15 protein-coding genes are annotated in these 14808 nt (G+C 42.1%); all 15 read right to left on the bottom strand.

Annotated features, from left to right (window positions below):
• Positions 1 to 447: 447 nt before the first annotated feature.
• On the bottom strand, positions 448 to 720 hold the full coding sequence (locus ACYP5M_RS21390; RefSeq protein WP_397314480.1) for an EscU/YscU/HrcU family type III secretion system export apparatus switch protein: 273 nt from the start codon (positions 718 to 720) through the stop codon (positions 448 to 450).
• Positions 717 to 2636 carry a hypothetical protein gene (locus tag ACYP5M_RS21395; RefSeq protein WP_434169063.1) on the bottom strand — a complete coding sequence of 640 codons (1920 nt, stop codon included), beginning with the start codon at positions 2634 to 2636 and terminating at the stop codon, positions 717 to 719. The genes ACYP5M_RS21390 and ACYP5M_RS21395 overlap by 4 nt, the downstream gene beginning before the upstream one ends.
• A gap of 12 nt (positions 2637 to 2648) precedes the next feature.
• Positions 2649 to 3431 carry a ribonuclease HII gene (locus tag ACYP5M_RS21400; protein ID WP_230177691.1) on the bottom strand — a complete coding sequence of 261 codons (783 nt, stop codon included), beginning with the start codon at positions 3429 to 3431 and terminating at the stop codon, positions 2649 to 2651.
• A 140-nt stretch (positions 3432 to 3571) separates the two neighbouring features.
• Entirely contained in the window at positions 3572 to 4480 is a 909-nt protein-coding gene (gene ylqF / locus ACYP5M_RS21405) for a ribosome biogenesis GTPase YlqF (RefSeq protein WP_101224634.1), read from the bottom strand.
• A gap of 17 nt (positions 4481 to 4497) precedes the next feature.
• On the bottom strand, positions 4498 to 5058 hold the full coding sequence (lepB, locus tag ACYP5M_RS21410) for a signal peptidase I (protein WP_101224633.1): 561 nt from the start codon (positions 5056 to 5058) through the stop codon (positions 4498 to 4500).
• A gap of 216 nt (positions 5059 to 5274) precedes the next feature.
• The gene (rplS, locus tag ACYP5M_RS21415; protein WP_034313702.1) at positions 5275 to 5622 is read right to left on the bottom strand and encodes a 50S ribosomal protein L19; all 348 of its coding nucleotides are present in this window, start codon (positions 5620 to 5622) and stop codon (positions 5275 to 5277) included.
• A gap of 130 nt (positions 5623 to 5752) precedes the next feature.
• Positions 5753 to 6487 carry a tRNA (guanosine(37)-N1)-methyltransferase TrmD gene (gene trmD, locus ACYP5M_RS21420; RefSeq protein ID WP_101224632.1) on the bottom strand — a complete coding sequence of 245 codons (735 nt, stop codon included), beginning with the start codon at positions 6485 to 6487 and terminating at the stop codon, positions 5753 to 5755.
• On the bottom strand, positions 6487 to 7005 hold the full coding sequence (rimM, locus tag ACYP5M_RS21425; RefSeq protein ID WP_434169062.1) for a ribosome maturation factor RimM: 519 nt from the start codon (positions 7003 to 7005) through the stop codon (positions 6487 to 6489). The genes trmD and rimM overlap by 1 nt, the downstream gene beginning before the upstream one ends.
• Positions 7006 to 7015: 10 nt before the next feature.
• Complete coding sequence (locus ACYP5M_RS21430; protein ID WP_034313711.1) at positions 7016 to 7402, bottom strand: YlqD family protein; 387 nt, start codon at positions 7400 to 7402, stop codon at positions 7016 to 7018.
• Positions 7403 to 7611: 209 nt separating this feature from the next.
• Positions 7612 to 7842, bottom strand: a complete 231-nt coding sequence (locus ACYP5M_RS21435; protein WP_048684915.1) for a KH domain-containing protein — start codon at positions 7840 to 7842, stop codon at positions 7612 to 7614.
• 13 nt (positions 7843 to 7855) lie between these two features.
• The gene (gene rpsP, locus ACYP5M_RS21440; protein WP_057913437.1) at positions 7856 to 8128 is read right to left on the bottom strand and encodes a 30S ribosomal protein S16; all 273 of its coding nucleotides are present in this window, start codon (positions 8126 to 8128) and stop codon (positions 7856 to 7858) included.
• 153 nt (positions 8129 to 8281) lie between these two features.
• On the bottom strand, positions 8282 to 9622 hold the full coding sequence (gene ffh, locus ACYP5M_RS21445; RefSeq protein ID WP_101224630.1) for a signal recognition particle protein: 1341 nt from the start codon (positions 9620 to 9622) through the stop codon (positions 8282 to 8284).
• 11 nt (positions 9623 to 9633) lie between these two features.
• A complete protein-coding gene (locus tag ACYP5M_RS21450; RefSeq protein ID WP_101224629.1) occupies positions 9634 to 9966 on the bottom strand; it encodes a putative DNA-binding protein in 333 nt (110 codons plus the stop codon).
• 217 nt (positions 9967 to 10183) lie between these two features.
• Positions 10184 to 11206 carry a signal recognition particle-docking protein FtsY gene (gene ftsY, locus ACYP5M_RS21455; RefSeq protein WP_434169061.1) on the bottom strand — a complete coding sequence of 341 codons (1023 nt, stop codon included), beginning with the start codon at positions 11204 to 11206 and terminating at the stop codon, positions 10184 to 10186.
• Positions 11207 to 11233: 27 nt separating this feature from the next.
• A complete protein-coding gene (gene smc / locus ACYP5M_RS21460; RefSeq protein WP_452445222.1) occupies positions 11234 to 14797 on the bottom strand; it encodes a chromosome segregation protein SMC in 3564 nt (1187 codons plus the stop codon).
• Positions 14798 to 14808 lie beyond the last annotated feature (11 nt).

Below are 14808 nucleotides of genomic sequence, written 5' to 3' on the forward strand. Positions count from 1 at the left end.
CGTGTTTTCTCTACCATATTACAACAAAATTCTCCTTCGTGCATAATTTTCTTTCACATAATTTTTAAAATATTATTATAATATACTTCTATATCCAGGTTAAAAATGGAGAAAACCTTCTTCTCCGTTGTGTTTTTTCCTTATTAAATTCATATATTTTGGATCTGTAAATCTATTTTCAAAAAAGTCATTACCGTTATAAATCTTCTAAAAATGCCTTCATGAAAGCCTTTTCACTATATTAACCCAGAGGTCGATTCATTGATAAATTACTATTACCCTTGTGTTGATTCAAAGGAAAAGCAAAAGGACAAAGCCATGGCCTTGTCCTTTTGCAAATACATTAGTATTTTTTTAATATAATGAAAATTCATCAGTGATTTCCCTAATATTCTACATAAACCAACAGTAATCCATTTAGCGATATCATCTGGATAATTTAGGAAACTACCGATTCATATCCTTGTCAACTTTATAAATGAATGCGAATACCTCTGCAACAGCTCCATACAATTCTTCTGGAATCGTTTGATTTATATCCAATTGACCTAAAAGTGCAGCAAGCGATTCGTCCCTTTGGATTGGTATATCCAGTTTCATCGCCTTTTCCAGAATAATATCAGCGGTTTTACCTTTTCCCTTCGCCAATATGACGGGCGCTTTAGATGTCTTTTGATCATACTTTAAGGCAATCGCTTCTTTTCGTTTATCATTCATCATATTCGAATATCCACTCCACTATACGAACCGGTTTCTGAAAAAGGTATCGGTTTCCCCCCTTGGTCCCGCTCTTTTTCATTCACGGGATTTACAAAGGAAACCCCTGACAATCTGTATTCCATTTTTTCGAGATTCTCTCTCAGGATGTCAAGATATTGACCGGCTGCCTCTTCAAGGACCGCACCATTCCCATTTATGACCGTCACTTTGATGATTCGGTTTTGAACCTGCATGTCGATGACCGTCTCTTTAAGGCGTTCCAATTCTAAATAAAATAGGACACGGCAGTAATCCGGGTCAATTTTGCCATCTTTTGTTTTTCTTCCGCTCCATTGTAAAGTCAGATCCGTTTGAACAGATCCCAGATTGAGTGGAACTGTAAGAAGTAAATTCTGAATCGGTCCATTTTCCTGTGAAAGGATCTGTTGCGCAGTAATCCGATTTAGGATTTGCTCTGCCATCTCCTTCATAGATGCCGGAATTTGTTCATTCAGCAATTTAAGCAGCAGCGGTTTAAGTGTCTCCAAATCCTTCGGGAAATCCGCCATATCTTCTCCAGAAAGGTTAATGAGTGCATGTTCCAGCTGAAGACCAAGGATCTTGGTCATTTCTTTCAGCTGATGTGCAACAGAAGGTCCATCGGTGAAATCGATTGTTTGAAACTCAGCTTCCAATATAAGTGAAAGGACTAGCTTCTCATTATTCCTAGCGTATTGGGCCTCAGGAAGCCTATTAAGCGACTGGAACAATAATTCAGCCGCCTTACCCTTCGACTCAGCTATTTGATCTGTGTCCTTATTCAAGTAGCCTATAAGGTCATTCACTTCCATTTTTCCTCCTAGTGCCTTTTTAGCTGTTGCTTCGGTAAAAGAACTCTGGAGTAAATGAAAGGCATGAGAGGAAAGTTTTTCTGCAGTAATGTTTTTTCTCGGCATCGAGTGGATATCATGTGGCAGTTTTGCCCCCTCGTGTTCATGACCGTTCAATATGCGATTAATAGCAGTATCGATCTCTTCAACTTTTGCAAATGCTCCGCTTTTTGCCTCGGAAAGCAGCTGCAATCCTTGATGTATTTTATCAACCGCTGAATTCTTAGCAATACCTGACCTAGCCTCAGATCCATCAATTAAATTCTCCAGAAAGACAAATTCCGTCATTCCCTTTGGAATGAAACCCGTCTTTTGGAGCAGGGAAAATGCACCGGATTTCATTTCTGGTGTTGAATCGGAATCCAGCCAAGTGGTGACTAGTTTTTGCAAACCGATTTGTTGAAACTGGTTCTGTTTAGCAACGTGTAAGGAGTCCAATACTTCCCTCAGCTTGCCGGCAGTCCTCGTTTCTGCTTCACCATCCTCCAGCTTTTGCTTGAAGCAACTGAGAAGTTTATGGAAAGGTTCACTTTTGGACTGTGTAAATAAAGCATCAAATACATCTTTTACAAAAGGCAGTTGCTGAATGAACATCGTTTTTATTACAGGCAGACCGGCTTCTGCAGCATCAGCAGCTTTTAACCATTGCATGGCGGGCTGAAAAGTATCCTTGGTTATCGGGAGGCGATTTGTCAGGAGATATTCGGCAAGCTTCAATGCGGACGGTTCGGGCGTTATGCCGAGATGAGCGATTAATTTTGCAGCCGTTCCCTTTATGCCGGAATCGTTCAAATCGGGGGAATTTAAAGCTTTTAACACGAGCCGCCCCTCAATTGGGTGCTGCACTTGAAACCAATGCCTTTCTCCTGTCCGAAGCGGGATATCGAGAGTGGCAATCATTTTTTGGTGGCCAATCTGTACCTCGGCCGTTTGGTTAGGAAAAACTTTATTCACCTTCCCGATAAAGATTTGCCCGTTTTTCCAACTAACAATTCCTTTTATTTCAATAGGTGAAGATAACGGTTGACCGATTGTTATGGATTGCACCACTCCCCCCCCTTAATCCTTCGTTCTTGCAGCTATTTCCTTAACTGGTGCAAAACTTCTTCTATGCCAAGGTGTAAGCCCGTGCGTGTCGAGCGCTTCTAAATGTTGGCTTGTCCCGTAACCCATGTGCTTTTCAAAACCATATTCCGGATATTTCTCACCATATTCCTTCATCATTCTATCACGGGTTACTTTCGCTATTATGGAGGCCGCAGAGATGCTAATGCTTCTTGCGTCCCCCTTTATGAGCGAAAGCTGCGGAATCGGCACATCCAGTTCCATTGCATCGATCAACAAATGATCAGGAAGTTCCGACAGATCGTTCAATGCGGCCACCATTGCCTTTTTCGTAGCTTGATATATATTGATTTCATCAATTACTTCGCTATGTACAACACCTACACCTATGGATAGTGCTTCCTTAAAAATCATTTCATAAAACAGTTCCCTTTTTGCCTCTGGAATCTTTTTGGAATCATTAAGCCCAGGCAAATAAAAAGATTCAGGCAAGATGACTGCACTGGTCACAACTGGTCCTGCCAGAGGTCCTCTTCCCACTTCATCGATACCAGCCAGAATGGAAAACCCCTGTTTTCTCAATTGACGCTCAAACTCCGTCATTTCCGTGAAAGCATCCCTTACCTGTTGTTCTTTTTCATAAGCTCTTTGCCATTTGCTTACTAAGTCGGTTACTCCCTTTCGTCCGTCCTCCCGGCATTTCTGTAAAAATAAATCTTCAGGCTCTCTTATTGTCTTTAACTTTGAGGAGATTTCCTTAATGCTCATTTCGGTTATCATCTATATCACCCATCATATTAATTATCGGCAGCCTAGCTCCCTTTCTACAGTTCAAACAAAAATACGGAGCGGAAAAGAGACATCAAAAAGAGTAAGCCTTTTCGACATCCAATACTCCAGCTCCGTATCAATCCTTTTCACTGATTGTCTTCAACAATCAGGTCATTGTTAATGTTATTCGGGATATCATTCTCTTCATAATCCAAAGGGACCTCAAACGTAAGCGGACCCATCTTTTCTGAACGGATTTCACGTACGACCAACTCTGCGGTCTTGTCATAATCGATGAACCCTCCAGATGCTAAACAGCCCCTGAACTTTCCGACCGCATCGAACAATTCGAGTGTTTCCTGCGGAATTACATCCAGATTATAACGGGATTTCAATCTATCCGGATATTCTTTTTCCAAAAAGCGAAGGCCGTATAATGAGACTTCATGCAAGTTTAAAATCGTATCTTTGATCGCACCTGTCAACGCAAGCTTCAAGCCTACTTCTTGATCCTCGAATTTCGGCCAGAGAATCCCCGGCGTGTCGAGCAATTCCAATTCCTTGCCAACTTTTATCCATTGCTGCGCTTTCGTGACGCCAGGCGTATTCCCTGTTTTGGCAATGTTCTTTTTGGCAAGCCGATTGATTAAAGTCGATTTCCCCACGTTCGGAATGCCGACTATCATGGCACGGATCGCTCTCGGCTTTATTCCTCTTGATTCCATCCGCTCATACTTCTCTTTTAAAAGTTTTTTGGAAGCAGCTGTAATCTGGTTTAAACCGTTTCCAGCCTGTGAGTTAATGGCAATCGCCGTTTTCCCCTGCGATTTATAATGTTCAAGCCACATATTCGTTTTTACCGGATCGGCCATATCAGCTTTATTCAAAAGGATGACCCTCGGTTTATGCTGAATGATTTCATCGATCATCGGATTTCGTGAAGATGCCGGTATCCGGGCATCCACAAGTTCAAAGATGATGTCGATCAGTTTTAATTTCTCTGTTACTTCCCGTCTTGCTTTGGCCATATGGCCAGGGAACCACTGTATTGTCAATGGAATGCACCTTCCTACTATTCCGCCAATCGAAAGTCTTCGATCGGCCAATAAACTAATTTAGTTTTTCCTAACACTTTATCGTAAGGAACGACACCTACGCCAAAATGGCGGCTATCCTTACTAAAACGGCGATTATCCCCCAGGACAAATAGGTGGCCTTCAGGCACCGTTTCTTGTTCTATGACATCACTTAATGTAAAAGGTTCCGTCAAGTCCCCGCCATCAATCAATTGTTCTTTATATTCATCCAAGTATGGCTCATCATAAGCTTTTCCATTCACGTAAAGAGTATCATTTTTATATTCGACTTTTTCCCCAGGCAATCCAATGACCCGCTTTATGTAATCCTTGCCTTCTGGAGCTTCGAAAACGATAATGTCGAATCTTTTCGGTTCACCGATCGAATAGGAAATTTTATTAACGATCATGCGGTCCGTATCCTTTAATGTCGGCATCATGGAATTACCGTCCACAACAATAGGAGCCAGAAGGAAATAACGAATCAGCGTCGCCGCTATAACCGCGATTATGACCGCCTTTGTCCATTCCCACAATTCATTTTTCTTTTTCGCCATCCTTACACACCCTTTTTGAAGCATATCAACAATTATTTTAACATGTTGCGGACGCTATAGCGAGCAGGATTCTATATAGTTTTCACCGTAAGTGTATTCATCGTTTCTTAAAGTGCAAAAAGGGAGCCTGATAAACAAGCTCCCTTTTTGCATGATACTGTTTGGTTATTCACCTTATGTGGATCATGGTAAACCCGCATGAAGATATTCGAAGAATTAACGACGAATTTCTTTAATACGTGCTTTTTTACCACGAAGTTCGCGTAGGTAATAAAGTTTCGCACGACGTACTTTACCGTGACGGATAACTTCTAGTTTCGCAATTTTTGGTGTGTGAACAGGGAAAGCACGTTCTACTCCAACGCCGTAAGAGATCTTACGTACTGTGAAAGTTTCACTAACTCCGCCGCCACGACGTTTGATTACAACGCCTTCAAACAACTGGATACGTTCGCGAGTTCCTTCAATAACCTTTACGTGTACACGTACTGTGTCACCAGGTCTGAATGATGGAAGATCTGAGCGAAGTTGTTCTTTTGTGATTTCGTTAATAAGATTTTGCATCGATTTCAACTCCTCCTGGACGCTCTTGCAAATACTTATTGTTTGCAGCGGAACATCGTTATAAGACTGAGCATTTCGCCCAAGTCACAAGGTATATCCTATCATACTATAAACGTCGATGCAATAGAGATCAGTCTTCTTTTTTAATCTCGGACAATAATTTTTCTTCAACTTCCGATAGTTCATAACTATCGAGCAAATCCGGACGCCGAATCCAAGTTCTGCGCAGGGATTCCTTCATCCGCCATTCATCGATTTTTTTATGATTCCCGGATATTAGCGGATCAGGAACTTTCATCCCCCGGAAATCTGCAGGTCTAGTATAATGTGGATGCTCTAACAAACCAGAAGAATAGGAATCAAGAATCGGGGAGTCAACATTTCCAAGAACGCCAGGCAGCAAGCGCACAACGCTGTCAATAATGACCATTGCGCCCAATTCCCCGCCTGTAAGCACAAAGTCGCCTATCGATATTTCATCAGTGACGACATGCTCCCGGATCCGCTCATCATACCCTTCATAATGCCCGCAAATGAAAATGAGATGTTCCTCTTCAGCTAACTCTTCGGCTTTTTTCTGCGTGTAACGCTCTCCCTGGGGGCAAAGCAGGACTACCCTTGGGGTTAGCTCAGCTTGCCCTTTAAGAGCTTCCACGGCATCAAAGATTGGTTGTGCCTTCAATACCATTCCGGCTCCGCCGCCATACGGATAATCATCAACCGTCGAATGCTTATTATCTGCATAATCTCGGAAATTGGTCACCTTATAGCTGACAGCCTGCTTTTCCGCAGCCTTTTTTAAGATTGACGAACCAAATACCCCTTCGAACATTTCTGGAAAAAGCGAAAGCACATCGATTTTCATCAGTCTAAAAGTCCTTCCATCGGTGTAATGATGACCTTTTTAGCGGAAATATCTACTTCTTTAACAATTTGTTCAATATACGGAATCAAAATGTCCTTACTGCCAGCTTTCTTAATGACCCAAACATCATTTGCACCAGGCGTAAGAACCTCAATGATTTCCCCAACTTCAATGCCTTCATCCGTAAATACCGAACAGCCGATGATTTCATGGAAGTAGAACTCACCTTCGTCCAATTTACCAAGCTGTGCTTCCTTGACTTTCAGGACCCCGTTTTTAAAAGCCTCGACTTGTCCGACGTTATAATAGTTCTCGAACGTCAATAGGTTAAAGTTTTTATGGGTGCGATGCGACCTGATGACAAGCGGCAAAGGTTTTTTCTCAGTGTCCCTGAACAAATACAGAGTATTTCCCACTTTGTATCGTTTGTCCGGAAAGTCTGTTGAAGAAATAACACGGACTTCTCCTAAAAGACCATGTGTGTTGACAATTTTACCTACATTAAACCATTTTTCCATTCTTTCACCTCTAACGAATTTCCGAGACGATTCCATCTTTAATGACAATGGTCTTCGTTGCCATGATTTCGTCCCAATCTGCCCCAATTTCCACATCAATGATACTTTGAACTTCCCGTTCCTTCAATTCACTTCCGGCGGGAAGGATCTCCAACTGCTCCATTTGAAATTCAAGCAGTTTAATTTTTTCTTGCCTCTGGTTTATTTCTTTTTCGAAATGAGCACGGAGACTAGCAGGTTGGAGAGTTCTTGTTTTTTCAAGTTTTTTCAGTTCAAAGCGAAGCTGTTCACTCTCTTTTTGAAGCTGAAGGCGTTTTGACTTGTATTTCTCGAGGAGCTGATTCTTGCTGGATTCCGTTAATACTTGGTTAACGATTACATTTTGGAGAATTTTCATTCCAGCACCTCCTATTATCTATGATTTCGTATTTCCTTCTAAAAATATGTATGATGGGGTAATCTTTTTGAAATGGGGGTCATTCTCTTAAGTATAACGTAAATCGGTAAAAGATGCGTCTTAAAAGGCGTAAAGTTTAAAGCCCGAATTTGATCAATTGGGATCTAAGCTTTCTTGAAGTACAAAAAAAGGAGGGGAATTAACCCTCCTTATTCGGAAATCTCCAAATAGATTTTCTTCTGCTGTGAAGATCCTGCTGCATATACCACAGTCCGAATCGCCTTAGCAACACGCCCTTGTTTACCGATCACCTTGCCCATATCCTCTTTATGAACGGAGAGGATATAAACAATCCGGTCGGATTCTTCCTTGGAGGTCACGATGACCTCTTCCGGATAATCCACAAGTGCTGAAACAATCGTTTCAATCAGTGCTTTCATCAACTACCGTCGATTACTTGCTGTTTTTTGCAACATGGAATTTTTCCATGATGCCTTGTGTTGAGAATAAGTTACGAACTGTATCAGATGGTTTAGCTCCATCTTGTAACCATTTAAGAGCAAGCTCTTCGTTGATATCAACTTTTGCTGGTTGAGCCACCGGGTTATAAGTTCCTACCACTTCAATGTAACGTCCGTCACGTGGTGAACGAGAATCTGCAACTACAATACGATAGAAAGGAGATTTTTTAGCTCCCATACGTTTTAAGCGAATTTTTACTGCCATTTTAAATAAGCACCTCCGAATAGTTTCACACAAGATAGTATAATATCAAATGTCTTGCATGTTTGTAAAGGTTTTTTTCTTAACAGGTAAAAAAAGTGTTGAAATACATGGCTTCGACCCGTATTTCACCTTAGTTCCGAGCTGAAATAAACCTTACATGAACGGGAATTTAAATCCCTTTTTCTTTCCTTTTTGCATGTTCGTAACCTGTTTCATCATCTTTTTCATTTCTTCGAATTGCTTCAGTAGACGGTTCACTTCTTGAATCGATCTGCCGCTTCCTTTGGCAATCCGTTTCTTGCGGGATGCATTCATGGTTTCCGGATGTTCCTTTTCATGCGTTGTCATTGATCGGATGATAGCTTCAACATGACCGATTTGTTTTTCATCGATCTGAAGGTTGTCCATCCCTTTCATTTTATTCGCACCTGGAATCATTTTCAGAATATCATCAAGCGGTCCCATATTCCGCACCTGACCGAGCTGATCAAGGAAATCATCAAAGGTAAAAGTGGCTGTACGCATCTTTTTCTCTAATTCTTTCGCTTTTTCTTCATCAACATTGGCCTGTGCTTTTTCGATAAGGGTCAACACATCACCCATGCCGAGGATCCTTGACGCCATCCGTTCTGGATGGAAAGCTTCAAGTGCATCCAATTTTTCACCCATACCGACGAATTTAATAGGCGTGTTGGTGACTGAACGAATTGAAAGTGCCGCACCACCACGTGTATCTCCATCAAGTTTCGTTAATACGGCTCCTGTCAGGCCCAGCTGTTCATTGAAACTTTGGGCTACATTGACCGCATCCTGACCGGTCATCGCATCGACAACCAGGAAGATTTCATCTGGTTTTGTCAACTCTTTGATATCCTTCAGTTCGCCCATCAAGTTTTCATCAACATGAAGGCGACCTGCGGTATCAATCAACACATAATCATGATGTTCTTCCTTAGCTTTTTCAATTGCCTGTTTAGCAATTTCAACAGGACTGACCTGGTCCCCAAGGGAGAAAACAGGCATGCTTAATTGTTTGCCAAGTGTTTCAAGCTGCTTAATCGCCGCCGGACGGTAAATATCAGCCGCAACGAGCAATGGCTTGCGGTTGTATTTTTTCCTTAGAAGATTGGCAAGCTTTCCGGTGGTCGTCGTTTTACCTGCACCTTGAAGACCTACCATCATGATGACAGTCGGTGGTTTCGAGGCAACGGCAATCTTGCTTTGTTCGCCGCCCATCAGCTCCGTCAATTCTTCCTTGACTACCTTTATTACCTGTTGACCGGGGGTTAAGCTTTTCAGCACTTCCTGACCTACCGAACGTTCACTGACACGTTTTACAAAATCCTTCACGACTTTAAAGTTAACATCCGCTTCAAGCAGAGCCAATCGAACTTCACGCATCATTTCTTTAACGTCCGCTTCGTTGACTTTCCCTTTTCCACGGATCTTTTGCATCGTGCTCTGCAGTCGGTCGGCCAATCCTTCAAATGCCATATTGCCGCCTCCTAATCCAACTTCTCAAGCGTTGTGATTGCTTCTAGCAGCTTCTCTTTTGAAAAGGAATCCTTTTCTATGAGTCCCTTCATATTCGCAATCCACTGGTTACGCTCTTGAAATTTTTGAAATAACAACAGCTTTGCTTCATATTCCTCAAGCATCGCTTCTGTTCTTTTTATATTATCATAGACTGCCTGCCTACTGACTTCGTATTCATCGGCAATCTCGCCAAGAGAGTAATCATCCAGATAGTAGAGGGACATATAGCTCTGCTGCTTCTCTGTTAACAACGATTGGTAAAAGTCATACAAATAATTAATCCGCGTTGTCTTTTCAAGCATCTTAGCAAGCCTCCCTGCTGTTAAGTGAAAACCCTTTACAAGTTTATATTGTAAAGCCTTGTTTATTTGATGTCAAGTTAAACTCCTTACCACTTGTTTGCAAAGCATTATTTTTTTCTTTATTCCGCTTTTTTAGACCTTTATGCAATTGTTTCCCTAATTTGCACAGTGAACGAAAAACCAGAAGAGAATTATCTCTTCCGGCTTACAATTTTTCTTAAACCTCTTCTTTATCGATGATATCAGCAAAAAGGCCATAAACATATTTCTCAGCATCGAATTCCTGTAGATCGTCCATTTTTTCACCTAGCCCGACAAATTTAACGGGTATGGCCAATTCATTGCGAATTGCCAAAACAATTCCGCCTTTTGCGGTGCCATCAAGCTTTGTTAAAACAATACCGGAAACATTGGTCGCTTCCTTGAATGTTTTTGCCTGAATGAGGGCATTTTGTCCAGTTGTTGCGTCAAGGGCAAGCAACACCTCATGTGGTGCACCAGGTACTTCACGTTCAATTACACGTTTCACCTTTTCCAATTCCTTCATTAAGTTCACTTTATTCTGTAAGCGACCGGCAGTATCACAGATCAGGATATCCGCTTTTCGTGCCTTGGCGGCCTGAATGGCGTCGAACATGACCGCTGCAGGGTCAGAGCCTTCACCCTGTTTGATTACACTGACGCCGACACGCTCTCCCCAAACCTCAAGCTGTTCAATCGCACCGGCACGGAAGGTATCCCCTGCAGCCAATACGACTGATTTACCTTCCATTTTGAATCTATGGGCAAGTTTACCAATGGTCGTCGTTTTACCTACCCCATTAACCCCTACAAACAAAATGACCGTCAAACCCTCTTCTTGTATATTCAGGCTTGAAGTCGCTTCATCATCACCTTGGTAGATTTCCACTAGCTTTTCGGAAATAACGGACTGTACTTCCCTCGTATCAGAGATATTACGAAGCTTGACTTCCCTTTTCAATTGATCAATCAGTTCCATCACAGTATCAAAGCCTACATCTGCCTGTATCAGGATTTCTTCAAGTTCTTCAAAAAAGTCCTCATCCACTTTCCGATAACGGGCAACAAGTTCATTAACCCTTCCAGTAAAGGAATTCCTCGTCTTTGTCAAACCTTGCTTGAATTTTTCCCCTATGGATACTTCTGCTTCGACTGATTTTTCTTTTTCTTTTTCTTCCTGGGTCGTAAATTTCTCTTTTAGCTTTTTGAAAAAACTCATTGTCCCACTTCCTCTAATTCATGAATTTTAAACTTCAATAAAGTTTTCTGATTCTTCCATCCGGACGGAAACAAGTTTGGAGACGCCTGACTCTTGCATCGTAATGCCATATAGGACATCTGCTTCTTCCATCGTGCCTTTGCGGTGAGTAATCACGATGAACTGCGTTTCCCTGCTGAACTTCCTTAAAAATTGACTGAACCGGACAACATTCGCCTCATCAAGCGCTGCCTCGACTTCATCAAGGATACAGAAAGGCACCGGACGCACTTTTAGAATGGAGAATAAAAGGGCTATGGCTGTCAATGCTCTTTCTCCCCCGGATAAGAGACTCAAATTTTGCAGTTTTTTCCCGGGAGGCTGTGCAATGATATCCACACCTGTATTTAGTAAATCATCCGGATTTGTCAGTTTCAGCTCGGCTCTGCCTCCGCCAAATAAAGCTTTGAAGACTTGTTCGAATTCTTCACGGATCGAATAGAAGGTATCCGCAAAGCGCCGCTTCATTTCATCATCCATTTCATCTATGACCTGGAATAATGTATCCTTCGCCTGTTGAAGGTCTTCCTTTTGACTTAGAAGGAATTCATAGCGTTCAGCTACACGTGCGTATTCATCAATTGCACCTAGATTCACCGTTCCCAGTTCCTCGATTGCAAGCTTGATGAGCTTCACCCTTTTTTGAGCTTCTTCTGCAGGCATCATCAATGGATACTGTTCTTTAGCACCTTCAAAGGAAAGGGTATATTCTTCTCTCAAGTGCTCGAGACGATTTTCCAGTTCGACATCCAGACGAGTTAATTTCACTTCTTCATCCTTTATCACTTCGACAATGCCTCTATAAAGTCGATTTTCTTCTTTTAAGGACAGTTCAAGCGATTCAACTTCCTTTAGAAGCTCGTTTTTTTCCTGTTTTTTTATGGTGATTCCTTCAATTGCCCCATTTTTGTCAAGCAATTTCTGCTGAGCCATATCTTCCAGTGACTCTTCCCCGCTTGAACTGTCTGTCATTTCATTGGTAAGGAGGCCTAAATCATCTTTGTTTTCGGCAAGCCTGCTTGTTTCCTTTGAAAGATCCGATTCAATGCGTTCCATCTTCTCTTTTTGGTTTTGCAGCTGGCCACGCTTAGAGGCAAGCATTACCCTCAGTTCATTCGTTTCTTCAGCAAGGCTCTCCTTTGAGGATTGTTGGGATTGCTTTTGTTCCGTCATTTCGGAAATCAACTTGTCAAGCCCCTCAATTTCCGATTTACATGAGTCCAAAAGTTCTTCCAGCTCTTCAAGTCTTGCTGTTTTTTGCTGCTGTTCTTCTAAATATGAATTTTTATCCAAATCATAAAGATGCAGCCGTTCATTCACATTTCTTTCCTGCAGCTCCACTTCACGGAGTTCACCCTTAAGGGTTTGTTCTTGTAAACGAAGTCTCTCTCCTGTTTTTCTGGTTTGTTCAAGCGTTTGCTCTTGAAGACCCACATCCACTTTGAGCTGTTTGACTTGCTTTTCTAGCTGATTCGTTTTAGCTTCCATGGCAGCAAGTTTTTGTTGGAGCTCTTCCAATTCCGTTTTCCTTGAAAGCAGGGAGGTCGTTTTTTGCTTTAAGGCTCCGCCAGTCATTGAACCGCCTGGATTGACGATATCCCCCTCAAGCGTTACGAAGCGGAAACGGTGCTGCATCATTTTCGCCAGGTCATTTGCGCCTTTCAAATCAGTGGTGATGATCACGGTTCCCAATAGGTTTTCAGCAATCGCTGCATGCCTATCATCATATTGGATCAATGAGGAACCAGTCCCTACAAAAGCGGAATGGCTCTTCAGCATCGATAATTGGTTAGCTGATATCTCTCTTGCCTTTATGACTGATAAAGGTAAGAACGTCGCACGCCCATACCTATTTTTCTTCAAGAATGAAATGGCTTCCCGTGCATGCTCCTCGCGTTCCACGACAACATGCTGCATCGCTCCGCCCAGAGCCGTTTCGATGGCCGTTTCATATTCCTTTGGAACCTTTATCAATTCCGCAACTGCCCCTTCAATGCCTGGAAGGGTTTCTTTCGCTTTCAAAACCTCTTTTACACCCTGAAAGAAGCCTGCATAATCATCTTCCATTTCTTCAAGCAGTTCCTTACGTGATTTTGCCTGTTGAAGGAATTGATAGGCCTTATAAAGGGTGGTTTCTTGTTTTTGATACGTATCTTTTGCCGCATTCAATTTATTCTGCTGATTTCGGAAATAAGTGACATGCTCTTCAAGCTGCTTGGTCATATTGTCCATCAGCTTTGAATATTCCATTTTTTTAGCAGTGATATCCATTCTTTCGGTTAAGAACTTTTCATTTTCCATGTCAAGTTTAGCATTTTTATGTTCCTGCTGTGTTAGCTGCTGGAGCAGGTATTGTTTTTCGTTTTTAGCCGATGCCTGCTTGTTCAACCACTCGATATAGTCACTCTTTTTCGCTTCGATCATCGCTTCGATATCACTATTGAATAGGCCCAGGCTTTTTTGTTTTTCATGTAGAGTTTCAGAAATCCCCTTCACTTCCAAGTTCAGTGCATTCAGGATTTCCGTTTCTCTTTCCTTTTGCAAAGACAGACGCTCGACAGCAGCCTCACCTTCCACAATCGCTTTTTCCAGCTGTGACTTGTTTTGGGCGGCATTCTTTTTCCGTTCTTTCAAAACTTCTTTACGGCCTTCAAGCTTTTCAAGTTCTTCGCTGGCATTCAGGAGAATTTCCTGAAGACCATTGATCGATGTCTCAAGCGTCGCAAGACTATCCCTTAGCTTTTTGAGATGAGCTTCCCTATCATGAAGCTGTCCTGCCATTTGCTGTTCCATTTCATTATGTTTTTCAAGTTCCTGTGATAGGTTTTCCCATTTTTCATAAAGTTCTTCTATTTCAAAAACGGTTAAAGCCACTTCTATTTGCTCAAGCTCGTCTTTCTTCGCCAAAAATTCCTTGGCGAGGGAAGACTGAATTTTTAACGGCTCCACCTGCCCCTCCAATTCATGGAGGATATCATGGACACGGTTTAAGTTATCCTGTGTTTCCGTCAGCTTCGATTCCGCTTTTCGTTTTCTCGTTTTATACTTCAGGACACCGGCTGCTTCTTCAAAAATCACTCGTCTTTCTTCAGCCTTACTGCTAAGGATTTCTTCCACTTTCCCTTGGCTGATGATGGAAAACGCTTCTCTCCCAAGACCAGAATCCATGAAAAGGTCTATGATGTCTTTCAGACGGCAACCTTGATTATTAATGAAAAATTCACTTTCTCCCGATCGATATACACGTCTTGTCACACTGACTTCATGAAAGTCAATCGGCAGGGAATTGGTCTCGTTATCAAGGGTCAATGATACTTCCGCAAAATTCAACGCTTTCCTCGTGTCACTTCCCGAAAAGATGATATCTTCCATTTTTGCTCCACGCAGTGATTTCGCAGACTGCTCTCCAAGTACCCATCGGACTGCATCGGTCACATTACTTTTACCGCTTCCGTTTGGTCCAACCACTGCCGTGACACCAGGTACAAAATCAATCGAAATTTTCTCTGCGAAAGATTTAAATCCTACAACGTCCAAACGTTTGAGGAACATGACCTTTCCCC

The sequence above is a fragment of the Peribacillus sp. N1 genome, from assembly GCF_054600815.1.